General features: G+C 63.4%; 20 protein-coding genes. 5 read left to right on the top strand and 15 right to left on the bottom strand.

Going from position 1 to position 22,688, the window contains the following annotated elements; genetic code table 11:
* Positions 1-99: 99 nt before the first annotated feature.
* The 11 genes from E8E68_RS15035 to E8E68_RS14985 form a co-directional block, all read right to left on the bottom strand.
* A complete protein-coding gene (locus E8E68_RS15035) occupies positions 100-3,144 on the bottom strand; it encodes a multidrug efflux RND transporter permease subunit (protein ID WP_280342555.1) in 3,045 nt (1,014 codons plus the stop codon).
* Between the two features lie 12 nt (positions 3,145-3,156).
* Positions 3,157-4,305: an efflux RND transporter periplasmic adaptor subunit gene (locus E8E68_RS15030; RefSeq protein WP_280342553.1), complete on the bottom strand. Its 1,149-nt coding sequence runs from the start codon at positions 4,303-4,305 to the stop codon at positions 3,157-3,159.
* Positions 4,306-4,506: 201 nt separating this feature from the next.
* Positions 4,507-5,604: a DUF1513 domain-containing protein gene (locus E8E68_RS15025; RefSeq protein ID WP_280342550.1), complete on the bottom strand. Its 1,098-nt coding sequence runs from the start codon at positions 5,602-5,604 to the stop codon at positions 4,507-4,509.
* Between the two features lie 2 nt (positions 5,605-5,606).
* On the bottom strand, positions 5,607-6,671 hold the full coding sequence (locus E8E68_RS15020; protein ID WP_280342547.1) for an imelysin family protein: 1,065 nt from the start codon (positions 6,669-6,671) through the stop codon (positions 5,607-5,609).
* Between the two features lie 20 nt (positions 6,672-6,691).
* Positions 6,692-8,119, bottom strand: coding sequence for a di-heme oxidoredictase family protein (locus tag E8E68_RS15015; RefSeq protein ID WP_110742636.1), 1,428 nt, complete (start codon positions 8,117-8,119; stop codon positions 6,692-6,694).
* A 110-nt stretch (positions 8,120-8,229) separates the two neighbouring features.
* The gene (locus E8E68_RS15010) at positions 8,230-8,616 is read right to left on the bottom strand and encodes a hypothetical protein (RefSeq protein ID WP_280342542.1); all 387 of its coding nucleotides are present in this window, start codon (positions 8,614-8,616) and stop codon (positions 8,230-8,232) included.
* A 12-nt stretch (positions 8,617-8,628) separates the two neighbouring features.
* Positions 8,629-9,111: a hypothetical protein gene (locus E8E68_RS15005; RefSeq protein WP_266031851.1), complete on the bottom strand. Its 483-nt coding sequence runs from the start codon at positions 9,109-9,111 to the stop codon at positions 8,629-8,631.
* A 144-nt stretch (positions 9,112-9,255) separates the two neighbouring features.
* A complete protein-coding gene (locus tag E8E68_RS15000; protein ID WP_110742639.1) occupies positions 9,256-10,593 on the bottom strand; it encodes an imelysin family protein in 1,338 nt (445 codons plus the stop codon).
* 146 nt (positions 10,594-10,739) lie between these two features.
* Positions 10,740-12,791 carry a GGDEF domain-containing phosphodiesterase gene (locus E8E68_RS14995; protein WP_177410694.1) on the bottom strand — a complete coding sequence of 684 codons (2,052 nt, stop codon included), beginning with the start codon at positions 12,789-12,791 and terminating at the stop codon, positions 10,740-10,742.
* Between the two features lie 305 nt (positions 12,792-13,096).
* Positions 13,097-13,693: a Fe-Mn family superoxide dismutase gene (locus tag E8E68_RS14990; RefSeq protein WP_060508514.1), complete on the bottom strand. Its 597-nt coding sequence runs from the start codon at positions 13,691-13,693 to the stop codon at positions 13,097-13,099.
* Between the two features lie 471 nt (positions 13,694-14,164).
* A complete protein-coding gene (locus E8E68_RS14985; RefSeq protein ID WP_266031850.1) occupies positions 14,165-14,764 on the bottom strand; it encodes a LysE/ArgO family amino acid transporter in 600 nt (199 codons plus the stop codon).
* A gap of 100 nt (positions 14,765-14,864) precedes the next feature.
* On the opposite strand from E8E68_RS14985, the gene E8E68_RS14980 reads away from it, so the two are divergent.
* The 3 genes from E8E68_RS14980 to E8E68_RS14970 all read left to right on the top strand — a co-directional run bounded on the left by E8E68_RS14980 (position 14,865) and on the right by E8E68_RS14970 (position 17,757).
* Positions 14,865-15,755, top strand: coding sequence for a LysR family transcriptional regulator ArgP (locus E8E68_RS14980; protein WP_266031849.1), 891 nt, complete (start codon positions 14,865-14,867; stop codon positions 15,753-15,755).
* Positions 15,756-15,804: 49 nt separating this feature from the next.
* Complete coding sequence (locus E8E68_RS14975) at positions 15,805-16,800, top strand: NAD(P)-dependent oxidoreductase (RefSeq protein ID WP_110742643.1); 996 nt, start codon at positions 15,805-15,807, stop codon at positions 16,798-16,800.
* A gap of 87 nt (positions 16,801-16,887) precedes the next feature.
* Positions 16,888-17,757, top strand: coding sequence for an ATPase (locus E8E68_RS14970; protein WP_266031848.1), 870 nt, complete (start codon positions 16,888-16,890; stop codon positions 17,755-17,757).
* A gap of 46 nt (positions 17,758-17,803) precedes the next feature.
* On the opposite strand, the gene E8E68_RS14965 is transcribed toward E8E68_RS14970, so the two are convergent.
* Together E8E68_RS14965 and E8E68_RS14960 are read right to left on the bottom strand one after the other, a co-directional pair.
* On the bottom strand, positions 17,804-18,853 hold the full coding sequence (locus E8E68_RS14965) for an alkene reductase (RefSeq protein WP_110742645.1): 1,050 nt from the start codon (positions 18,851-18,853) through the stop codon (positions 17,804-17,806).
* Positions 18,854-18,869: 16 nt separating this feature from the next.
* Entirely contained in the window at positions 18,870-19,172 is a 303-nt protein-coding gene (locus E8E68_RS14960) for a helix-turn-helix transcriptional regulator (protein ID WP_110742646.1), read from the bottom strand.
* Between the two features lie 149 nt (positions 19,173-19,321).
* On the opposite strand from E8E68_RS14960, the gene E8E68_RS14955 reads away from it, so the two are divergent.
* On the top strand, positions 19,322-19,906 hold the full coding sequence (locus tag E8E68_RS14955; RefSeq protein WP_266031847.1) for an ACP phosphodiesterase: 585 nt from the start codon (positions 19,322-19,324) through the stop codon (positions 19,904-19,906).
* Positions 19,907-20,092: 186 nt separating this feature from the next.
* On the opposite strand, the gene E8E68_RS14950 is transcribed toward E8E68_RS14955, so the two are convergent.
* Positions 20,093-20,881 carry a lysophospholipid acyltransferase family protein gene (locus tag E8E68_RS14950; protein WP_280342526.1) on the bottom strand — a complete coding sequence of 263 codons (789 nt, stop codon included), beginning with the start codon at positions 20,879-20,881 and terminating at the stop codon, positions 20,093-20,095.
* Positions 20,881-21,636: an L-ornithine N(alpha)-acyltransferase gene (olsB, locus tag E8E68_RS14945; RefSeq protein ID WP_280342524.1), complete on the bottom strand. Its 756-nt coding sequence runs from the start codon at positions 21,634-21,636 to the stop codon at positions 20,881-20,883. Before olsB ends, E8E68_RS14950 begins: the two co-directional genes overlap by 1 nt.
* A 159-nt stretch (positions 21,637-21,795) precedes the next feature.
* On the opposite strand from olsB, the gene E8E68_RS14940 reads away from it, so the two are divergent.
* Entirely contained in the window at positions 21,796-22,683 is an 888-nt protein-coding gene (locus tag E8E68_RS14940) for an acyl-CoA dehydrogenase (protein ID WP_266031844.1), read from the top strand.
* The last annotated feature ends 5 nt before the right edge of the window (positions 22,684-22,688 follow it).

Raw genomic sequence — 22,688 nt, 5'->3', positions numbered from 1 at the left:
GTGAGCTAGAAATACCAGAGGCCCCGCAATAGCGGGGCCTCTGGCTTTTTGGCAGCTGCCTGGCCGGGCTTGCTCGGGTGAGCCCGCGAAGAGCCCGGATCACGCAACGACAGGTACCTTGGCCACCGTCTTGTGCGCCAGCAAGGTGTAGATGCAAGGCAGCACAAACAAAGTGAACAGCGTACCAATGGACATCCCGGTCGCAATCACCGTACCGATGTCAAAGCGGCTGACCGCCCCGGCCCCGGTTGCCAGGATCAGCGGTACCATGCCAAACACCATCGCCGCCGTGGTCATCAGCACTGGCCGCAAGCGAATCGCCGCCGCTTCTTCGATCGCCTCGCGCACGCTCAGGTCCCGCTCTGCCCGCAACTGGTTGGCGAACTCGACGATCAGGATGCCGTGCTTGCTGATCAACCCTATCAGCGTCACCAGCCCTACCTGGGTGTAGATGTTCATGCTCGATATGCCCAGGAACAGCGGCAGCAACGCCCCGCAGATGGACAAGGGCACGGTCACCAGGATGACCAGCGGGTCGCGGAAGCTCTCGAACTGCGCTGCCAGCACCAGGAAAATGATCGCCAGGGCCAGGCCGAAGGTGACCCACAACGCGCTGCCTTCCTGCACGTACTGGCGGGCCGCACCGGCATAGTCGAAGGCGAAACCTTCTGGCGCCTCTTCACGGGCAATGTCTTGCACGGTCTTCAGCGCTTCGCCCAGGCTGACCATGGGCACGCCCTGGATGATGGCCGAGTTCAGCTGCTGGAACTGGTTGAGCTGGCGCGGGCGGGCGCGATCAGTCAGGGTGATCAAGGTCGACAGTGGCAGCAACTGGCCCTGATCGTTCTTCACATAGTAATTGTTCAGCCAGCCGGGGTTGTCGCGGTACGGTCGCTCGACCTGGGCAATCACCTTGTAGCTGCGCCCTTCAAGGGTGAAACGGTTGATTTCCGCCTCGCCCAGCAAGGTCGCCAAGGTACCGCCGAGGGTGTCCATCGACACCCCCATCTGCGCCGCCTTGGCCCGGTCGATATCCACCACCACCTCGGGCTTGTCGAAGGCCAGGTCAATATCGAGGAAAGCGAACTTGCCTGACGCCTGGGCGCGGGCCTTGATGCGCTGGGCCACCTCCAGCAAGGCTGGGTAATCGCCAGCGGTATTGATGACGAACTGGAACGGCAGGCCCTCGCCTGTGCCGGGCAATGATGGCAGGTTAAAACCGAAGATCTGCAGGCCGCCGATTTCCTCAAGCTTGGCCTGCACCAGCGGCAGCAATTCCATCTGCGTGCGCTCGCGTTCGTTCCACGGCTTCAGCAGGAAGCCGCCGATACCGCTCTGCACGCCGTTGAAGCCATTGATCTGGAACGACGAGTAGTACTCGGGAAAGTCCTTGAACAGCGGGGTGAACTGGTCGGTGTAGGCGTTGAGGTAGTCGAGGTTGGCCGGTTGCGGCGAGCTGCTTATCATGAAGATCACCCCCTGGTCCTCGTTGGGCGCCAGTTCGTTCTGGGTGAACGTGAGCAGCACCGGGATCAGGCACAGGATGATCACCGCAAACACCAGCACCACCGGCCGGCTGTCGAGGGTGGCGTGCAGCAGCCGCTGGTAGCGGACCTTCAGCCGATCGAACAACTGATCGAGGCGGTGGGCCAGGCCGCTGGCGTTCTGTTCCGGGCGCAGCAGCAGGGCGCACATCATCGGTGACAAGGTCAGTGCGACGATGCCGGAGATGATCACCGCGCCGGCCAGGGTCAGGGCGAACTCCTTGAAAAGCGCGCCGGTAAGCCCGGTCAGGAAGCCGATCGGCGCATACACCGCAGCCAGGGTGATGGTCATCGACACGACCGGCATGGCGATCTCGCGCGCACCTTCCAGGGCCGCGTCAAAAGGCGACTTGCCTTCCTCCATGTGCCGATGGATGTTTTCCACCACGACAATGGCATCGTCCACCACCAGCCCGATGGCCAGCACCATGGCCAGCAGGGTCAGCAGGTTGAGCGAGTAGCCCATCATCTGCATGAAGAACAGTACCCCGATCATCGACAGCGGAATGGTCACCACCGGTATCAGTACTGAACGCAGGGCACCGAGGAACAGGAACACCACCACGATGACGATCAACACCGCTTCGCCGAGGGTCTTGATCACTTCGTCGATGGAGGCCTGGATGAACAGCGTGGCGTCGTAGGCGATCGATACCTTGAGCGCCGAGGGCAGTTGGCTTTCCAGCTCGGGCATGATCCGCCGCACTTCCTTGATCACGTCCAGCGGGTTGGCGGCGGGGGTGGCCTTGATGCCGATGTACACCGACGGGGTGCCGTCGAACGAGCTGACCGTATCGTAGTTTTCCGCGCCCATCTCGACCCGCGCCACATCGCCCAGGAGCACCCGGCTGTTGCCGTCGATCTTGACCGGTAGCGCCGCGAAGGCTTCGGCCGACTTCAGCTCGGTATTCGCATTGATGCTGGTCACCACGTATTCGCCTTTCACCTCGCCAGCGGCGGAAAGGAAGTTGTAGCGGCGCACGGCATTGGTCACATCGCTGGCCGACAGGCCGAAACCGGCCAGCTTGACCGGGTCGAGCCAGAGGCGCATGGCAAACACCTGGTTACCGAGGATCTCCGCCTCTGCCATGCCCGGCAACGTGGCCAGCTTGGGCTGTATCACCCGCGACAGGTAGTCGGTAATCTGCGGGTTGCTCATTTCCTTGCTGTAGAAGCTGACATACATCAGCGCCGAGGCATCGGCGGCTTCCTTGCTCAGTACCGGGTCTTCGGAGTCCTGCGGCAGCTTGTTGCGCACTTCGTTGGCCTTGGCCAGCAGCTCGGTGAACAGCCGGTCACTGTCGGCACCAATGCGCGCGTAGATGGAAATGATCGAGAAGTTCTGCCGGCTCACCGACGTCATGTAGTCGATGCCTTCGGCGCTGGCCAGGCTTTGCTGCAGCGGCTGGGTAATGTAGCCCTGGATGGTTTCCGCGTTGGCCCCGGGGTAGGCGGTAGTCACCGTGATCAGGGCGTTTTCCATTTGCGGGTACTGGCGGATCTGCAGCTTGTTCCAGGCCTGGAAACCCAGCAGCAGGATCAGCAGGCTGACCACGCTGGCCAGCACCGGGCGGCGGATGAACGGGTCGGTGAACGCCATGCCAGCCTCCTGTCAGTCCTGGGTCGCTGCGCCCTGTGCGGGCTTGAGGGCCTTGTCCTGGCCAATGCGAATCGCGGCGCCGGGGGTAAGCTTCAGCTGCCCGGCCGTGACTACCTGCTCGCCCGGCTGCAAGCCTTTGTTGACCACCACCACACCGTCACGGCGCTCGCCGGTCTGCACCGTGCGTTGTTCGGCGACCAACTGCGGTTGGCCTTTTTCGTCGGTTTCCGGCTTGCCGTCCTTGTCCTTTTTCGGCGTGGCGACATACACCGAGTTGCCATACAGGGTGTAGGTGATGGCGCTTTCCGGTACCACCACTTGCGGCTGAGGGTTGGGCAGCAGGATCAGCAGGCTGGCGAACATGCCGGGCAGCAGCTTGCCGTCCGGGTTGGCCATGGTCGCGCGCACCAGCAGGTTGCGCGTGGTTTCCTCGACCTTGGGGTTGATGGCGCTGAGGCTGGCGGGGAAGGTCTGGCCTGGGTAGGCCGCCACCTGCACCAGCACCTGTTGGCCAAGGCTCAGGTTTGGCAGGGCCTGCTCCGGCACGTTGAAGTCGACATACAAGCTGGAAGTGTCCTGGAGGGTAGCGATCACCGTGCCGGGGGCCAGGTAATCGCCAACGTCCACCTGGCGGATGCCGATGGTGCCGCTGAACGGGGCGCTGATGCTCTTCTTGGTCTTCGATGCCTTGAGCTGGTCGACCACCGCCTGGTTGCGCAGGTACTGAGCATTGAGGCGGTCGTATTCGCCACGAGAAATTGCCGAGTCGCCCACCAGTTGCCGGCCGCGGCCAAAGTCGACCTTGGCCAGGCCCAGGTCCGCCTCGGCAGTGCCGAGCAGCGCCGTCTCCTGGTCGTCGTTGAGCCTCAGCAGCAGTTGCCCGGCTTTTACCTGCTGGCCGGAGTCGAAATGCAGGGTCTTGACGATGCCCTCTACCTCCAGGCTCAGCTCGACACCCTGCAGCGCTTTAAGGCTGCCGACGGCGGGCAGGCGCTGTTGCCACTGGCGCTGTTCAGCCAAGGCCGCTGCCACGGTGATGGGCGGCTTGGGGGCAGTGAACATCTGGATCTGCTGGTAGATCGAGAAGGCCTTGTAACCCCCCAGGGCCAGCACGATCAGCAGAACCACGGCCAACATGATGAGCATGCGCCGGCGCAGCATAGGTCCGGTTCCTTGGATTCGGTTGTTATTCGTCTGGACACGACAACGGGCGATCCTGCCCACGTGTGAATGGGGGAAGTATTGACTGTTTTTCGGGGGAGGAGGGTGAATTGTCTCTACCGGCCCTATTGCCGACAAGCCAGCGCGCTTAGAGGAGCCACTGGCTTGCCGGCGATAAGGCAGGTTCAGGTAACAGAAAAATCAGACGAGATGCAGGTGGTTGTCCCAGAAGCCGGACGGCAGGTTCATCGGTTGCCCCACCGGTTCGGCCTTGGTGCAATCATAGAACCGGCAACGGCCCTGCCCGGAGGTGACGACAAAACCGTCTTTCACCGCACCCACCCCTGCGCAATCGGGCATCGGTGCATCCAGCCGCACCTCGCCGCTGTCCAGGTCCCAGACGAACAGGCGGTTGGCCCGGGGTGCAGTCAACGCCACCAGGCGCAGCTCGCTGTGAATGGCGACGCTGGCGGTGTACTGGGCCATGGCCTGCAGCTGCCGTTCCGGCACCGGGAAAGCCTTGAATGGCTCGCCCGGGCGCTTGATTGCCAGCAACTCGGCCGTTTCGTCAGCATCGCCCATGAACTGCTGGCAGGCAGCGATAGTGCCATCGCTGCCCACCGCGAGGTGGCGCACGCTGTTCATCTGCTGGGCCAGGGTTTCCTTGCTCAGCAGGGTGCCGTCGCGCTGCATCAGCACCAGGCTTGGCTCCATCGCATCGAGGTTCATCTCGACCCGGCTTTCGGCTTCTGTACGAATACCGCCGTTGGCCACGATCAGCGTTTCGCCGTCGGGTAGCCAGGCAACCTCGTGGGGGCCGATACCATGGGTCGGGATTTCGCCGGTGTACACCAGGCGCTCGCCTTCGAAACGGTACACCCCAAGCACGCCCCGTCCCGGGTCGCTGGTGTCATTCTCGGTGGCATACAGCCATTCGCCGCCTTTGTGCACCACGGCATGACCGTAGAAGTGTCGGTTCGGTTGCGAGGCCACCGTTTGCAGCAGGCGCCCGTCGCGCAAGTCGACCAGGTAGCTTTCGGTACCCGGGCGGCGGGCGACGAACAGGGCGATCGGCTGCTCGGGGTGGTGGATGATGGCATGGCAACGCTGGGCGACCTGGGTGCTGAACACCTGGGTGCCGTCCAGGCGGAAACCGACGGCATAGTGCTTGCCATCGCCATCGTCACGCGCCGAGAGCAGCAGGGGCTCGCTGCTTTTGTTGCGGAACAGGCTCCAGCCGCCCAGCGTCAGGGCGCTGAGCAATACGCTACCGAGTTTGAGGGCCTGGCGTCGCAGCATGATCAGTCACCGTCGTTGGCATTGAAGCCCAGCTGGATGTTCAGCGCCTTGGCCAGCTCGCCTTCGTGCAGGCGGTGGACGGCGTTGAGGCTGTCGTAGATCTGGTTGAGGGTTTGCTGGCCAGCGTCGTCGGCCAGCAGCTCGCCAAGGGTCTTCTGGTTATCGGCCAGCAGTTTGAGCGAGGCAGCGTAGGCGGCGTCGATCTTGTCTGCCAGCGCTTTCTGATCGCTGGGCAGCAAGCCGCGCAAGCCTTGGTTGTCGACCCCGACCCAGACGGTTTCGGCCGCCTTGAGGGTGGCTTCCAGGCTCTTCATCGAGTTGTGGCTGCGCCAGGCTTCAGCCTGCAGCGGTTGCGGGATGCCCTTGCTCTGGCGGCCCATTGGCGCACCCAGCTTCTTCTTCAGGGTATCCAGGGCGGTGACCTGGGAACGCAGCAGGTCGGCGATTGCCTCGTGGGAATCGGCGTAGCGCTGGTTAGGGAACTTGGTCATCTGCGAGAGCATGCCGTCGGTGCTGTTCCAGCTCTTGAGGATGTCTTCGGCGAGGGCCTTCTGGTGCTCACCGATGGCCACCAGCAGCGGGCAGTAGCGGGCTTTCTGCTCGGCAGTGGCGAGGTCCGGTTTGCTGTCGAACAGGATGTACTCGTAGGCGGACAGGCCGCGCACTACCACGCTGGCCTTGTCCAGGGCCGCGGCATCGACTGGCTTGTCACCGTTGACCAGTTGCTCGACCTGGCGACCGACCAGGTTCTTCTTGTCGGGCCAGAACTGCACCTGCCAGGCGCGGTTGCCTTCGGCCAGGGGGCCGACCAGCAGCGGTTGCAGCTCGGCCCAGGCTTTTTGCGCGTTGAGGAAGTCGGTGCGGGCCTTGTCCAGGTCTTCCTTGCCTTCGCAGTAGGCCAGAGCGCTGGCCGCCAGCATGCGGTCGGCTTCGACCCAGCGGCTGTAGGTGGGCAGGATCACCTGCTTGGCGATGGCGGCGGAGGTCACGGCTTGCGGGTCCTGCGGCGAGCAGGCGCCGAGGGCGAGTGCGGCGAGGCTGGTGAACAACAGTTTGGGTCGGAACATGCCCGGCTCCTTAGCGCGTTTTAAAGTGAGTTCAGGAACGCCAGCAACGCAGTGCGCTGCTCGGCATCGAAAGTGAGTACGAAGTTGCGTGCCGCCTCGGCTTCGCCCCCGTGCCAGAGCACGGCTTCAAGCAGGTTGCGGGCGCGGCCGTCGTGCAGGAACTGGCTGTGGCCGCTGACCGTTTCGCTCAGGCCGATGCCCCACAGTGGCGGGGTACGCCAGTCCTGGCCATTGGCGGCGAATTCGGTGCGCTCGTCAGCCAGCCCCGGGCCCATGTCATGCAGCAACAGGTCGCTGTAGGGGCGGATGACCTGGTTGGCCAGTTCCGGCTCGGCGGCATTGGCGGCGGTGGTGAATTGCGGGGTATGGCAACCCTGGCAGCCTGCCTGGTAGAACAGGTTCTTCCCAGCCAGTACGTGTGGCGAGCCCACGTCGCGGCGGGCCGGCACGCCCAGGTTGCGGGTGTAGAAGGTGACCAGGCGCAGGATGTTGTCGCTGACTTCCTTCTCACCATCGGCGCCATCGCCATTGGCCGCGGCCAGGCAGTCGGTTTGGGCCGGGGTGCAGTCGTCTTTGGGCTGCAGGGTACTGGTCAGGCCCATGTCGCCGGCAAAGGCGTGCACGTTCTGCTGGTTGACGTTGGGCTGGCCGGCTTTCCAGCCGAAGCGGCCGACCACGGTCTTGCCCTGAGCGTCGTCCCACACCCGGTTGGCCCGCCCGCGAATGCCGTCGCGGTTGCGGTCGTCCGGGTCTTCGTTGGCCAGCAGGTCGGCCTCAGGGATGGCTTCGAGCAGGCCCAGGCCGATCATCGGCGGCGCCACGCGTGCCGAAAACCGTGTGTCAGGGTGCATCACGCCATAGCCGAGCTGGGTGATCTGCAGGGCCGGCTTGCGCAGCTCGACCTGCTGGCCGTCCCTGAATGTGAGCGTTTCGCTGCTGTAGCTCACCCGTAGCTTGCCTTCCGGAGCGACCCCGGGGATGGCCATGTCCTGCAGTTGGGTGCCGTAGACCGGCTCCGGTACCACGCCGAGACGTTCGATCACCTTGGCCAGGTAGGGTTGGTCGGGGATCGACAGGCGGACCAGCATGCCTACTGCGTTGCTGTCGCCTGGCTCTGGCGGGTGGCCGCGGCCATCGCGCACGTGGCAGTTCTGGCAGGCGTTGGTGTTGAACAGCGGGCCAAGGCCGTCACGGGCGGTGGTGGTGGATGGGGCAATCACCCACGGGTTGCGGAAAAAGCTGTTGCCTACGGCGAAATCCAGACGGCGCTCGGGCGAGAGGTTGGCCGAGGGCAGGGAATAGGCGTTACGGTCGGCACGCTGCACGGTCGCCTTGCCAGCCGACAAGGCTTCGCCGGGCTCGGCCTGGGTGAAACGCGGGGCGTCATCACAGGCGGCGAGGGCGAAGGCCAGCAGCACGGGGGAAAGTCGAGACAGCGACAAGGACATCAAGGATCCTGGGCTTGAGCAAAAAACCGGCGTGCAAGCTTAGCAGGCCCAGGATCATTGAATAAGAGCAATTTGCGTTTGCTCGATGAAATCGTCGCCTTTCGAGGCACTCACGCCATGTAAAGCGTGAACTGTCGATTGACCAGGTTGATGATCAGGTTCTTGTTGCCGCCATTGCGATTGTCGCCGGGTACCTCGACAGCCTCTTCACTGGCATATTCCATGGTGCTGGCAGTGAGCTGTTTGATCGCGTCCTCGTGCGCGGGTTGCCAGTAATCCTGGTAGAGCCAGATGCTGGTACCGGCCGCCGGGCCGAGGATCAAGCGCAAGGCTTTGTGGTTTTCACTGGATTTACCGATCCACGGAACCGCCAGCGAGCCATTCCAGGCGTGCTGGGCGCCGATTGCCAGGCTATGGCTGCGGTTTTCACCGTCGATCACGGTCAAGGTGTAGGGCGTGTTGTTGGCGATGGAGCGCAAGTAGGTGACGCTGGCCATGTGAGGGTCCTTTTACGGTCGGTTGTCTGGGCGTGGCAACGGGCTGCTTGGGCTGCGGTAGACGTACGCTGCAAGCAGGGTGATCTCGTTGAAGGGCGGGTCGAGTTCGGCTGGGTCAAAGCGACCCAGTAGCTGAAGCCCTTGGGTAAAGGCAACGGCCTCGAACATCCTGCGGTCGGTTTCATTGGGGTCATACAGGTAGATCTTGCCGGGGCGGGCAACCACCCTGCACATCTCCAGGGCCACGTGGTAAGTGATGGGAGCACCCATCAGGGTCACATGGGGAATCGCGCGATCGTCCAGGGGGAAGTCGGGGGCGTCGTACTCGTAGACGAGAATCAGGTTGGGAATGTGCTCGCCCGTGAAGGGGCCGTTGGAAATCCGTTGGCCGGCTTTGTTCAGGTTGTAGGCGTCACGGAACCCAGTAACGAGGTCCTTCCCTTTCACCCGCTGGACGATTCGGCCTTCGCCCCAGACATCAAGAACCTGCAGCACTGTGCCTCCTGCTTGTTGATCCAATGAAGGTCAGCAGGATGACTATCGCGGCGCATGCCAGGCAGCGGGAATTGCAGCCCCTGCCGTGCAAACGAAAACGCCCGGCACAAGGCCGGGCGTTTGGGGTGAGGCGCGGTTACCGGATCAGAACTCGTGATCCGCAGTGTCCGGGTTCAGGTTGGCGATACCCAACTTGCCCGCCGCCTGCTCGATCGAACCGGTCTGCTTGACCAGGGCGGCGATGGCGTCACGTACGATCTGGTTGCCGGCAGCGTTGTCGGCGGCGATCAGTTGATCGTAGTGCTCGCCTTTGAGGGCGTGGTCGACCATCACCTGGATCTTGGCTTCGGTGGCTTCCAGGTCGGCCTTGAGGGTAGCGTCGGCCGCCGGGTCAACCTTGGCTACCAGCGACGACAGGCTCGGGCCGCTGACCTTGGTGCCGTCCGGACGGGTGTACTCGCCCAGGTAGACGTTGCGAATGCCCTTGGCGTCGTAGAAGTGCGAGTAGTGAGTGTTGTCACTGAAGCAGTCTTGCTCGTCTTCTGGCGAGTTGGCTTCCAGCGAAACCTTCATGCGCTCGCCCGCCAGTTCACCCAGCGACAGGCTGCCCATGCCGAACAGCATCTTGCGCAGGCCGTCGGTGACCGGCTCGGCTTCCAGCTTGGCGCGGTAGTTGTCGGCGACGTTCGGCGCCCAGTTGCCGACCATTTCTTCGAGGTCGGTGACCAGCAGCTGGGTGACTGCTTTCAGGTAGGCACGACGGCGGTCGTTGTGGCCACCCGTGGCGCCCTGGCCTTCGAGGTAGTCGGAAACCGGACGGGCGCCAGCGCCTGGGCCGGTGCCGTTGAGGTCCTGGCCCCAGAGCAGGAATTCGATGGCGTGGTAGCCAGTGGCTACGTTGGCTTCGGAACCTGCCAGTTCGTTCAGGCTGGCCAGCTTCTCAGGGGTGATGTCCTTGACGTCGACTTTCTCTTCGCCAACCTGGATCTCGGTGTTGGCGATGATGTTGGCGCTGCCGGCCGGGTTGCCCAGGGCATGCTCGTAGCTCTTGTCTACGTAGTCGATCAGGCCTTCGTCCAGCGGCCACGCGTTCACCTGGCCTTCCCAGTCATCGATGATGGTGTTGCCGAAGCGGAAGGCTTCGCTCTGCAGGTAAGGAACGCGTGCGGCGAACCAGGCTTCCTTGGCGGCCTTCAGGGTTTCATCGCTGGGCTTGGCGAGGAACGCGTCGACAGCGGTCTGCAGGGTTTTGGCGGTGCTCAGCGAGTCGCTGTATACGGCGTAGACCATTTCGGCGTAATGCTTGACCACGGCTTTGCCGGCGGCTTCGTCGACAGCCCCGGGTGCCGCAGCGGTGGTGCTGGCGGCAGCAGCAGGAGCCTGGGCTTGCGGAGCGGCAGCCTTGTCATCTTTTTCGCCGCAACCGGCGAGGGCGATGGCGATGGCCAGCAGACTGGCGGAGGCCAGGGGCATTCGAATCATTATTGGTTTTCCTGCGTCGTGTGGTTGGACAGTGCGCCGAGGCACGCGAAACCGCAACATCATGCGAAAGATTTGCATTTGCTGTAAAGGGGCTGACGTGCAATTCATTCAAATGCCGGCTACAGGCTGTAACCGCGCAGGTGGGCCTAGAGCATCGAAACCTGGTTACGCTGTGCTTGCTTGAGGAAGTGGCTCAGCTCCCGCGCCGGCAGCGGCTTGCTGTAGTGGTAGCCCTGGCCCTCGTGGCAGCCTTGGGCAATGATGTAGGTTTCCTGCTCGGCGGTTTCCACGCCCTCGGCGATTACCTGCATGCCCAGGCTCTTGCCCAGCTGGATGATGGCGCGAACGATGGTGGCGTCGTCATCGTCGTCGAGCAGGTCCTGGACGAAGCTCTTGTCGATCTTGATCTTGTCCAGCGGGAGTGACTTCAGGTAGCTGAGCGACGAGTAGCCGGTGCCGAAGTCGTCGATGGCTATCAGCGCCCCGGAGCGGCGAAGGCTCAGCAGGTGCTGGGCGGCGGTGCTGATGTCTTCCATCAGGCCGGTTTCGGTGACTTCCAGCTCCAGGCTGCGCGGCGGCAGGCGGTAGGCCTGCAGCAGGTTGTTGACCACCCGCGGCAGCTCGCTGTGGTGCAGCTGCACGGTGGACAGGTTGACCGCCATGCGCAGGTCGCTGAAACCCAGGTCGTGCCATTCGCGCAACTGCCGGCAGGCCTGGTCGAGCACCCATTCGCCGATGCTGATGATGCTGCCGTTCTGTTCGGCCAACGGGATGAACTGGTCGGGCGGCACCATGCCCAGCTCCGGGTGCTGCCAGCGCAGCAGCGCCTCGACACCCACCACGCGGTGGTCGCGGTAGCTGATCTGCGGCTGGTACACCAGGTACAGCTGATTGCGCGGCAGCGCTTCGCGCAAGTCTTTTTCCAGCTCGCGGCGGCGGCGCATCTCGCTGTCGACGCTGGCGATGTAGAACTGGTAGCGGTTGCGCGAACGGGCCTTGGCCAGGGTCATGGTCTGTTCGGCTTTCTGCAGCAGCTTCTCGGTACTGTCGCCGTCTTCGGGGAACAGGGTGATGCCGATGGTGGCGCGCAGGCGGATTTGCTGGTGGTCGAGGTCGAACGGTACTTCAAGGTCATCCAGAATGCTTTGCGCCAGTTCGGCGGCCTCGTAAGGCTGCTCGATATTGGCCTGCACCAGGGCAAACTGGTCGCCGCCCAGCCGTGCCAAGGCGCCCAGGCGGCCGCTGTGGGCACGCAGGCGGTCGGCCAAGGCCAGCAGCAGCTGATCACCGACCTGGTAGCTGAACTGCTCGTTGATGCCCTTGAAATCGTCAAGGCCCACGCACAGTACAGCCACGCGGTGCTGCAGGCGGCCGCCGTCGACGAGGATCTTGTCCAGTTGCTGCTGCAATTGCTGGCGGTTGGGCAAGCCGGTGAGGAAGTCGTACTGGGCCATGCGTTGCAGGCTGTTTTCTGCTTCATGGCGCAGGTGGGTGTTGCGCTCGATCGAAGCCAGCAGCTGGTTGGCGGTGTTCACCCACAGGCCCAGTTCGTTTTTTTCGTGGCCCTTGAGCAGCGGCAACTGGTGCTGGCTGGGGCGGTCGGGGTTGATCTGGGTGAGGTGCTCGATGATCTTCGACAGCGGCTTGGTCAGCAGCCAGTGGTAGACCAGGTACAGCACCAGGCCCATGGCCAAGGCCCGCAACACACCGGAGATGAAGATGATCACCGCGTTGATCAGGAAGCCTTCGCCGTAGGACGACGTGTCGAGGGTGATGCTGAGGTCGCCGTAGTACTCGCTGTAGGGGCCACGGCCGACCAGTTGCGTGGTGTAGGTGCGTTCCTGGCCAAGGATCAGGTCGGTCAGCCAGCGCATCGACGTGTCCCGCAGCGGGCGCGACTTTTCAGCCAGCATGGTTTCGTTGGGGTGACCGATGGACGCCATGCGCACTGATTCGTCCTGGAACAGGCCTTCCATCACCTGCATGCCCATTTCGCGGTCGAGGCTGTACACCGCCTGAGTGGATGGGTCGCGGAACATGTCGAGAATGCGCTGGGCATCGTTGTTCACGGCCTGGCGGGTCTTGTAGGTGTCGTAGACGATTTGCGCACAGCTGAGCACGACGCCGACCGCCAACGCCGACAACAGCACGACCCTGAGCAACTTGACCGACAAGCTGTTCCGCAATTCCAGCTTCAATGGGGTTTCCTTAATCCATGCGCATGGCATCATTTTGCCATCAACGATGACGATACACTACCGCCCGACCATGAGCAGTGTATCGGTTGCCTGACCCCGCAACTTGAATGCGCTGTATCAATCTTCCAGAGGTTTGATGTTAGCGCGCTATGCGGGCTGAGCAAGCAAAACCGTGCCTGCCCATGGCGGGTAACCCTGCGCCCATGGATACGGCGCTGCTTGTGGCCCTGCTGCATCCCTGTGGCAGCGCGCAGGCACAAAAAACCCGGCACGAGGCCGGGTTTTTTGGATCAAGGCTGGATGACTCAGGCCTTGAAGGTCTTGCCTTCGAACTGCTCGGCAACGAAGGCCCAGTTGACCAGGTTCCAGAACGCCTCGACGTACTTCGGACGCAGGTTGCGGTAGTCGATGTAGTAGGCGTGTTCCCAGACGTCGCAGGTCAGCAGCGGGGTGTCGCCGCTGGTCAGTGGGCAGCCGGCGCCGATGGTGCTGGCCAGGGCCAGGGAACCGTCAGCTTTCTTCACCAGCCAGCCCCAGCCGGAACCGAAGGTGCCAACCGAAGTCTTGGTGAACTCTTCCTTGAACTTGTCGAAGGAACCGAACGCGGCGTTGATGGCGTCAGCCAGTGCACCGGTAGGCTGGCCGCCGCCGTTTGGCGACAGGCAGTTCCAGTAGAAGGTGTGGTTCCAGACTTGAGCGGCGTTGTTGAAGATGCCGCCCGAAGAGGCCTTGACGATTTCTTCGAGGGTCTTGCCTTCGAATTCGGTGCCTGGGACCAGGTTGTTCAGGTTCACGACATAGGTGTTGTGGTGCTTGTCGTGGTGATACTCCAGGGTTTCCTTGGAGATGTGCGGCTGCAGGGCATCGTGGGCGTACGGCAGCGGCGGCAATTCAAAAGCCATGGTGGATCTCCTGATTCAGGTCTGTTTGCGGTTTGCGCAAGGCCGATCACGGGCGGCCCGATAAGCGTCGGCGAGTTTGTACTCTTTGCGACGCAAGGGCTGGATCATAGCACCGGGCCCGGCGCATAACCACGCAACAAACATAGGGAATAGAGGTTCCGGAGCGGTTCGGCTGTGCCGACCGGTGGTGTTTGCCTTAACACTTGTAGCGCCTGTGAAACCGCGCGCCGCCAGTGCGGCGCTTCGCGGCACAAGGCCGCTCCCACAAGGTGGACCGCGTCAGATTCCAGACATTGAGCAAGACAGTTGCTCCAACCATGATCGCGCCAGCTTTCAGGTTTTGATCAAGCCAGTTGTTTCGCCAGGTACTGCATCAGCCTCAAGCCTGTGGGGTGCCTGTGGGAGCGGGCTTGCCCCGCGAAGCGCCGCGCTCGATCTCCCAGGCGATAAACATGCCATGCCGAACCCAGGTCAGTTGAATATCAACTGCGCCGCGACCGCGAACATCATCACCGCCACCATCAGGTCGAGCATGCGCCAGGTCGCCGGCCGTGCCAGCCAAGGTGCAAGCCAGGCTGCGCCAATCGCCAGGGTCGAGAACCACAGCAGGGAGGCACTGGCCGCTCCCGCCACGTAGGCCCCGGGCTCAGTCTGCTGGGCGCCAAGCGAGCCGATCAGCAGCACCGTGTCGAGGTACACGTGGGGGTTCAGCAGGGTCACTGCCAAGGCACTCAGCAGCACCGCACGCCGCGAACGTGTGCCTTGGCCCTGCTGATGTTGCAGGCTTTGTTTGGAACAGGCGCTGCGCAGGGCTTTGGCGCCGTACCAGATCAGGAACACCGCGCCGCCCCAACGAGCCACGGCCAGCAAGGTGGGGTTGTGGGCCAGCACGGTGGCAAGGCCGAACACGCCGGCGGCCACCAGGATGGCGTCACAGACGATACACAGTGCCGCCACTGGTAGGTGATGTTCGCGGCGCAGGCTCTGGGCCAGAACGAAGGCGTTCTGCGCGCCGATGGCCATGATCAGGCCAAAAGCCACCAGCATGCCGTTGAGATAGCTTTGCCACATGGCCGAAGTCTCCAAAAAGCGCATAAAAGATGCTGGCTATTGTGCGGTTATGGGTTGTATAAGAAAAACCAATAAAGCTGATCAGGCATTAGGAAAATCGATGTTCGACTACAAGCTGCTGGCCGCCCTCGCCGCGGTGATCGAACAGGGTGGTTTTGAACGTGCTGCGCAGGTACTGGGCTTGTCGCAATCGGCCATTTCCCAGCGCATCAAGCTGCTTGAAGCACGCGTAGGCCAGCCGGTGCTGGTGCGTGCTACGCCGCCCAGCCCGACCGATGTCGGCCGCCAGTTGCTGAACCACGTGCAGCAGGTACGCTTGCTGGAGCGCGACCTGCAGCGCCAGGTGCCGGCCCTTGATGAGGAAGGCATGCCGGAGCGCCTGCGCATCGCCCTCAATGCCGACAGCCTGGCCACCTGGTGGGCCGGTGCGGTGGGCGACTTCTGCGCGCAGCAGAACGTGCTCACCGACCTGGTGGTAGAAGATCAGGAAGTCGGCTTGAAGCGCATGCGCGCTGGCGAAGTGGCGGCTTGCCTGTGTGGCAGCGAACGGCCGGTGGCCGGGGCACGCAGCCTGCCATTGGGCGCGATGCGCTACCGGGCGCTGGCCAGCCCCGGGTTCATGGCACGGCATTTTTCCGAAGGCTTCGTCGCCAGCCGCTTGGCTCGTACGCCAGCGATCGTGTACGGGCCTGACGACTTCCTGCAGCACCGCTACCTGGCCTCGTTGGGTATCGAGGACGGTTTCCTGCATCACCTGTGCCCGTCCTCGGAAGGTTTCCTGCGCATGACCGAGGCCGGGCTGGGCTGGGGCCTGGTACCCGAACTGCAGGCTCGCGAGCAACTGGCCGGCGGCCAGTTGGTGGAAATCTGCAGCGATACCCCCATCGATGTGCCGCTGTACTGGCATCATTGGCGCAATGGCGGGCAACTGCTCGCGCAACTGACCGACCACCTGCGGCATCGCGCACGGCAATGGTTGGTGCCCTTGTAGCTGCGGCTGGCGTCAGTTGCATCTGAAATCTGGCAAGACGGAGTGATACATGCGAATTCTGGTCACCGGCGCGAGTGGCTTCATTGGTGGACGCTTTGCGCGCTTCGCCCTGGAGCAGGGCCTGGACGTGCGGGTCAGCGGCCGTCGTGCCGAAGGGGTCGAGCACCTGGTCAAGCGCGGCGCCCAGTTCATTCCCGGCGACCTGGGCGACGCCGAACTGGCCCGGCGCCTGTGCCAGGGCGTCGAGGCGGTGGTGCATTGTGCTGGCGCAGTCGGTAACTGGGGGCGCTACCAGGACTTCTATCAGGGCAATGTGGTGGTCACCGAGAACGTGGTCGAGGGTTGCCTTAAAGAGCACGTGCGGCGCCTGGTGCACCTGTCGTCGCCGTCGATCTACTTCAATGGCCGCTCGCGCCTGGATATCCGCGAAGACCAGGTACCGCGTCGCTTCCATGACCACTACGGGCAAACCAAGCACCTGGCCGAGCAGAAGGTGTTCGGCGCCCAGGAGTTTGGCCTTGAAGTGCTGGCCCTGCGCCCGCGCTTCGTTACCGGTGCCGGCGATGCCAGCATTTTTCCGCGGCTGATGCAGATGCAGCGCAAAGGCCGGGTGGCGATCATTGGCAATGGCTTGAACAAGGTCGATTTCACCAGCGTGCACAACCTCAACGACGCGCTGCTCAGTGCGCTGTTCGCCGAAGACCGGGCGTTGGGCCAGGCCTACAACATCAGCAACGGCCAGCCGCTGCCCTTGTGGGACGTGGTCAACTACGTGATGCGCCAGATGCAGCTGCCCCAGGTTACCCGCTACCGTCCATACGGCCTGGCCTACAGCCTGGCGGCGCTGAACGAAGCGGCCTGCATGCTTTGGCCGGGGCGCCCGCAACCGACCTTGTCGCGTCTGGGCATGCAGGTGATGAGCCGGGATTTCACCCTGGATATCAGCCGCGCCCGGCAGTACCTGGACTACCAGCCCAAGGTCAGCCTGTGGACTGCGCTGGATGAATTCTGTGGCTGGTGGAAGCACCTGCCGCAAGGGCACTGATCGTGCCAGCCCGACAATGGTCATCAATGCGCCGCGCTGGCGGTTTATACTCGTGCCTCTTTGCGACTACCGCGGTTGAATGTATCCATGCGTAACCATGCTCACGATGACTACGACGACGTGCCCACCTTGCGGGCGGGCACCGTTGATGATGACGAACTGATGCCAGCGCACGTGGTGCGCAGCCGCCAGAAAGCCGCCCGTGGCGCCAGCACGGCACCACTGTGGGCATTGCTCGTGGCTTCGTTCATTGCCTTGGCTGGGCTGGGCTGGTGGAGCTTCCAGCAGATCTCGCTGATGGAGCAGCAACTGGTGGCGACCCAGGAAAGCTTTGCCCGTATCAGTGAAGAAGCAGCCGGGCGCCTGCAGGCGATCAGTGGCAAGGTGGCGGCCAGCGAGTCTGGTGCGACTACCAGCAGCGAGGCCCTGAAGTTGCAGCTGCGCGAGTTGCAGAAGGGTGTGGCCGGGCAGACCGGCGACCTGGGCAAGCGCCTGGAGCAGGTGCTGGCCGATACCCGCGAACAGCAGAAAGCCGTGACCGAGCTGCAAAGCCAGTTGCAGGCGCAGTTGAAACTGGTGAATGGTGAACTGGCTGCGTTGCGCTCGGGGCAGGTCGATGGTGGCAAGCTGGACGGCCAGTTCAAGGCTCTGAATGAACAGGTTGCCGCACTGAAGGCTGCGCAGGTGGATGGCGGCAAGCTGGACGGCCAGCTCAAGAGCCTGGGCAGCGAAGTGGCAGCGCTGAAGAAGCAGGGTAACCCGAGTGCGGCTATCCAGAGCCTGGAGCAGGACATGGTCGTGCTCAAGAGCCAGATCGACAACCGCCCGGCTGCTTCGTCGGCGGGTGGCGCCTCGGTGCAGGAGTTCGATGCGTTCCGGGCGCAGATGACCCGGAACCTGAATACCTTGCAGAGCCAGATCCAGAACCTGCAGCAGCAGATCAGTGCCCGGCCGTGACATCACCTGAGCTTCATTCGCGGGCACGCCCGCGAATGGCCCTCGATCACAACCGCGGGTAATCGATGTAACCCACCGGCCCCCTGCCATAGAAGGTTTCGGGATGTGCCTCGTTCAACGGCGCATCCGCCGCCAGCCGCGCCGGCAGGTCGGGGTTGGCGATGAACGGCACGCCAAACGCCACCGCATCGGCTTTGCCACTGGCCAGGGCCGCATTGGCACTGGCCTTGTCGAAGCGCTCGTTGACGATGTACGGGCCGCCAAACGCTTCTTTGATCAGCGGGCCAATGCTGTCGTCAGCTTCCCGCTCGCGCGAGCAGATGAAGGCGATGCCACGCTTGCCCAGTTCGCGGGCGACATACGTGAAGGTTTCGGCGCGGTCGGCATCGCCCATGTCGTGGGCATCGGCGCGCGGCGCCAGGTGCACGCCTACGCGGTTGGCGCCCCACACTTCGATGGCCGCATCGGTCACTTCCAGCAGCAGGCGCGCACGGTTTTCCAGCGAGCCGCCATAACGGTCGGTGCGCTGGTTGGTGCTGCTTTGCAGGAACTGGTCGAGCAGGTAACCGTTCGCGCCATGGATCTCCACGCCATCGAAGCCAGCAGCCTTGGCATTCTCGGCACCACTGCGGTAAGCCTCGACGATGTCGAGGATTTCTTCGGTTTCCAAAGCACGCGGGGTGGGGTAGTCGCTCAGTGGGCGCACCAGGCTCACGTGGCCCTTGGCCTGGATCGCACTGGGGGCCACTGGCAGCTCACCGTTGAGGTAGCTGGGGTGGGAAATGCGGCCAACGTGCCACAGCTGGAGGAAGATGCGCCCGCCAGCGGCGTGTACGGCCCTGGTCACGTTGTTCCAGCCACGCACTTGCTCATCGTTCCAGATGCCGGGGGTGTCCGGGTAGCCGACGCCCATGGCGCTGACCGAAGTCGCCTCGCTGAGGATCAGCCCGGCACTGGCGCGTTGAACGTAGTACTCGGCCATCAGCGCATTGGGCACGCGGCCTTCGTCGGCGCGGCAGCGGGTGAGCGGGGCCATGATGATGCGGTTGGGCAATTGCAGGTCGCCCAGGGTGATCGGATCGAAAAGCGTGGTCATATCGGTTACCTGCTGGTCAAAGCGCTTGGCGCAGTTGTTCGAGGAACGCCTGGATGGTGGCTTCGTCGCGTTTGAAGAAGTGCCATTGGCCAATCTTCTGGCTGTTGATCAGCCCGGCGCGTTGCAAGGTGGCCAGGTGGGCAGAAACGGTCGACTGCGACAGGCCGCAGCGCTGGTCGATCTGCCCGGCACACACACCGTTTTCGGTGCTGTGGTACTGGTCGGGGAACTGGTTTGCCGGGTCTTTCAGCCAGCTGAGGATTTCTCGCCTGACCGGATGGGCCAGCGCTTTTATGATTTCGTCGAGATCGAGTGGCATGGGGTTGGCTCGTTGTAGCGGTATATCGCGATAGGACGAAATATAAATCGTAGAATTCCGATATACAAATATGAAGAGGTTCTGAGCTGAGTACGAATCGCTATATCGCGTTACAACGATATAGACAGGGGCGATGCTAGAATGCCCACATGAACTACCTCGCACATTTGCACCTGGGCGGCCCGGCGCCGCAACAACTGCTGGGCAGCCTGTATGGTGACTTCGTCAAAGGTTCGCTGGCTGGGCGTTTTCCGCCTGCGCTGGAGGCGGCCATTCGGCTGCACCGGCATATCGATAGCTACACCGACCAACACCCTTTGGTACTGGCGGCGCTGGCGCGTTTTCCGCGCGAGCGGCGGCGGTTTGCCGGGATCGTGCTGGATGTGTTCTTCGATCATTGCCTGGCGCGGCACTGGGGCGACTATGCCGAGCAGCCGCTGGATCAGTTCACCGGGGATTTTTATCGGGTGCTGCTGGCGGAGCCGGATTTGCCGGGGCGGCTGGCGCGGATTGCGCCCTTCATGGCAGCGGATGACTGGTTAGGGGCGTATGGCGAGTTCGCCACGCTGGAGCAGGTGTTCAACGGCATTGCCCGAAGGTTGTCGCGGCCCGAGGGGATGGCTGGGGTCATGACTGAGCTGGAACGGCTGTATGAGCCGCTGATGGCGGATTTCCGCGAGTTTTACCCGCAGTTGCAGGCGTTTGCGGCGGCACGGCGGGTGTCTGGCCGTTAGTTTTGTATTGCCCTTTTTCGCGGGCTTGCCGCAAAGGGATCGCATCAGGGCTGACAGGTTCTGGTCATAAGGTATGCAGCGCCTGTGAGATCGAGCGCCGCGCGGGCGGCGCTCGATTTCACAGGCGCTGAAGATGCCATGGCGAACACCTGACAACCCCAAGCCTGCACGGACAGTGCAAAAAGCTCAGGCAGCTCGAGCCTGCCGCCGTGGGGCAAACTCGACGTCGTCCTCCCCGAACAGCGCCCGGTGGATCGCCTGCTGCGCCTGCACCGCCAGCGCCGCGCGCTCCTTGCCCACGCTGCCAATCGGCGCCAGCAGGTGAATGCACACCTCGCCGCGGGGCTGGGCAAACAGGCGCAGCAGGTGTGACACCAGATCGTCATCACCGATGAACGGCGCAACCGGGTCGATCTGGCCGTCACGCAAATACTGGATAGCCACCGGCTGCACCGCCACGCCACGGTCGATGGCGCCTGCCAGCAGGCGACCATGGAAGGTACGCAGGGTGCGACCGCTGGTGGTGGTGCCTTCGGGGAAGATCAGCAACGGGCGGGCCAGGCCCAATTGCCCGGCAATTTGCTCGCGCAAGCGCTGGCTGTCACCACCACCACGGCGAATGAACAGGGTGCCGGCCTTTTCCGCCAGCCAGCCGGCCACTGGCCAATGGCGCACTTCGGCCTTGGACAGGAACGACAGCGGCAGCAGCATGCCCAGCAGCGGAATGTCGGTCCAGGAAACATGGTTGCTGACCCACAGCATAGGGCGCTGAGGCAGCTCGCCGACTACCCGCACATCGAAGGGCAGGGCCGCGACCAGGTGTTTCATGAACAGGCAGCTCCAGCGCTGGCGTCGCTCGATCGACGTCTTGATGCCCAGCCGCTCGCCCACGGCGATAACGCTGGCCATCAGCATGCCTAGCAGCAATACCAGCATCAGTCTGCAGAGGCGGGCCAGTACCCGCAGCTTGGCCATCAGACCGCGGCCTTGAAGTGGCGGGCGTAGCGTGGGCACAGCTCGTCGCGCTTGAGCAGAATGAATACGTCGGCCACCTGGAAGTCCTCGTCCCAGCACGGTTCGCCGCAAATCTTGGCGCCCATGCGCATGTAGGCCTTGAGCAGCGGTGGCATTTCGGCGATGACGTTACTGGGCAGCGGGAGGCTCGGCAGCGGCTTCTTCGGCTCGGCTCGCAGGTGTTCGGTGCACAGGTAGCGCTCGCGAAGGCGCTGCATCACGGCATGGGCCTGCACGCCACCGTCCTGCATGGGGATGCTGGCGCAACCCATCAGGTAGCTGTAGCGGCCTTCGTTGAGGACCTCGGCCAGTTCGCCCCAGAGCACGGCGATGGTGCCGCCGTTGCGGTAGTCGGGGGCCACGCAGGTGCGGCCCAGTTCAAGGATCGGTCCTTGCAGTTGCACCAGGCCGTGCAGGCTGAATTCTTCTTCGCTGTAGAAGCGGCCGAGGCTGCTGGCCGCTTGGTGGTCGAGCAGGCGGGTGGTGGCAACCAGCTTGCCGGTACTCAGGTCGCGTACACCGATATGGCGGCAGTGCACGTCGTAGTCGTCCATGTCCAGGCCATGTTCGGCACCTTTGAGCTTGGCCTTGAATTCTGCGCTGAACACTTTGTAGCGCAGGGCCTGGGCCTCTTGCAGCGCCGCGGCGCCAACCAGGCGTTCGGCTTGCAGACGGCGTTCGGTGCTGTTGTCGCCAGCGTGAGCGATCCGAGTCATTACGAGTCTCCATAAGCCAGCCATGAAGGGTTGCGGCCGGTCGGCTTTGTTGTGCAAAGTCAGCCTAGGTAGACGCGGTGTCACCCCTGTGAACCTTTGGTGATGCTTGCGTGACACCCCCTGAGCCTTCATCGAAAGCCCCCGGCAAGGAGCTGTTTCATGGCCTGGTTGCAACGACTCAACGACCCGCTACGCCAAGCGCTGGCGGGCACCCTGGGCGAAACCTATGCCGCGCTTCTAGAGCGCCTTGGCCCGGTTGCGCCGCTCGAACTGGCGGTACTGGGCGGGCGCGCGATGCCCACCCCGGGCCTGGCCTTCCTGGTGGGTTACCAGGCGGCCTTGCGCGTGCTGTGGCCCAGTGCGCCGCCCAGCCTTGGCGCGTTGTGTGCCACGGAGCGGCGCAGCGTGCGGCCGGCCGACATGCACACGCGGCTGGACGGTTTGCGGCTGACGGGTAGCAAGGATTTCGTCACCGCTGGGCTTGAGGCAGAGTGGCTGCTGGTGGCGGCGCGCAGCGAGCCGGCAGGTGCGGCGCCGCGCTTGAAACTTGCAGTGGTTTACCCCGGCGAGCCGGGGGTGACGCTGGAGCCGCTGCCGACCTTGCCGCTGATGCCGGAAGTGGGCCACGGCCGGCTGCTGCTGGAACAGGCCGCGTGCGAGCTGCTGGCCGGTGACGGTTGGGATGCCTACGTTAAACCGTTCCGCTCGCTGGAGGATTTGTATGTACTTACGGCGTTGACGGCCTGGCTGTACGGCGTGGGGCAGGCATGTGGCTGGCCACAGGGGTTGCGCCTGCAACTGCTGGGGCTGTTGGCCGGGTGTGCCGAGGGTAGCCGGCAGTGTGCCGACAGCCCGGGTTGCCATTTGTTGCTGGGCGGGTTGTTTGCGCAGTTTCAGGCGCTGCGAGGGGAGATCGACGCAGCGTTGGCGGCGGGGCCGGCACATTGGGCCGAGCTTTGGCAGCGTGACCAGGGGGTGATGGCGCTGGCCATGGCGGCGCGAGAGAAGCGGCTGAGCAAGGCTTGGGCTGCTGCGGGATTGTCATGAATGCC

This window comes from Pseudomonas sp. BN607 (genome assembly GCF_029871175.1).
Classification (GTDB): Bacteria; Pseudomonadota; Gammaproteobacteria; order Pseudomonadales; family Pseudomonadaceae; genus Aquipseudomonas.
The sequence above is the reverse complement of the archived record's forward strand: the minus strand, read 5'-3'. Positions and strand labels throughout refer to the sequence as shown.

Excerpts from the sequence above, each read along its gene's own strand:
- E8E68_RS15035 (WP_280342555.1), bottom strand. The coding sequence starts at position 3,144 with ATGGCGTTCACCGACCCGTTCATCCGCCGCCCGGTGCTGGCCAGCGTG.
- E8E68_RS15030 (WP_280342553.1), bottom strand. The coding sequence starts at position 4,305 with ATGCTGCGCCGGCGCATGCTCATCATGTTGGCCGTGGTTCTGCTGATC.
- E8E68_RS15025 (WP_280342550.1), bottom strand. The coding sequence starts at position 5,604 with ATGCTGCGACGCCAGGCCCTCAAACTCGGTAGCGTATTGCTCAGCGCC.
- E8E68_RS15020 (WP_280342547.1), bottom strand. The coding sequence starts at position 6,671 with ATGTTCCGACCCAAACTGTTGTTCACCAGCCTCGCCGCACTCGCCCTC.
- E8E68_RS15015 (WP_110742636.1), bottom strand. The coding sequence starts at position 8,119 with ATGTCCTTGTCGCTGTCTCGACTTTCCCCCGTGCTGCTGGCCTTCGCC.
- E8E68_RS15010 (WP_280342542.1), bottom strand. The coding sequence starts at position 8,616 with ATGGCCAGCGTCACCTACTTGCGCTCCATCGCCAACAACACGCCCTAC.
- E8E68_RS15000 (WP_110742639.1), bottom strand. The coding sequence starts at position 10,593 with ATGATTCGAATGCCCCTGGCCTCCGCCAGTCTGCTGGCCATCGCCATC.
- E8E68_RS14990 (WP_060508514.1), bottom strand. The coding sequence starts at position 13,693 with ATGGCTTTTGAATTGCCGCCGCTGCCGTACGCCCACGATGCCCTGCAG.
- E8E68_RS14985 (WP_266031850.1), bottom strand. The coding sequence starts at position 14,764 with ATGTGGCAAAGCTATCTCAACGGCATGCTGGTGGCTTTTGGCCTGATC.
- E8E68_RS14980 (WP_266031849.1), top strand. The coding sequence starts at position 14,865 with ATGTTCGACTACAAGCTGCTGGCCGCCCTCGCCGCGGTGATCGAACAG.
- E8E68_RS14975 (WP_110742643.1), top strand. The coding sequence starts at position 15,805 with ATGCGAATTCTGGTCACCGGCGCGAGTGGCTTCATTGGTGGACGCTTT.
- E8E68_RS14970 (WP_266031848.1), top strand. The coding sequence starts at position 16,888 with ATGCGTAACCATGCTCACGATGACTACGACGACGTGCCCACCTTGCGG.
- E8E68_RS14965 (WP_110742645.1), bottom strand. The coding sequence starts at position 18,853 with ATGACCACGCTTTTCGATCCGATCACCCTGGGCGACCTGCAATTGCCC.
- E8E68_RS14960 (WP_110742646.1), bottom strand. The coding sequence starts at position 19,172 with ATGCCACTCGATCTCGACGAAATCATAAAAGCGCTGGCCCATCCGGTC.
- E8E68_RS14955 (WP_266031847.1), top strand. The coding sequence starts at position 19,322 with ATGAACTACCTCGCACATTTGCACCTGGGCGGCCCGGCGCCGCAACAA.
- E8E68_RS14950 (WP_280342526.1), bottom strand. The coding sequence starts at position 20,881 with ATGGCCAAGCTGCGGGTACTGGCCCGCCTCTGCAGACTGATGCTGGTA.
- olsB (WP_280342524.1), bottom strand. The coding sequence starts at position 21,636 with ATGACTCGGATCGCTCACGCTGGCGACAACAGCACCGAACGCCGTCTG.
- E8E68_RS14940 (WP_266031844.1), top strand. The coding sequence starts at position 21,796 with ATGGCCTGGTTGCAACGACTCAACGACCCGCTACGCCAAGCGCTGGCG.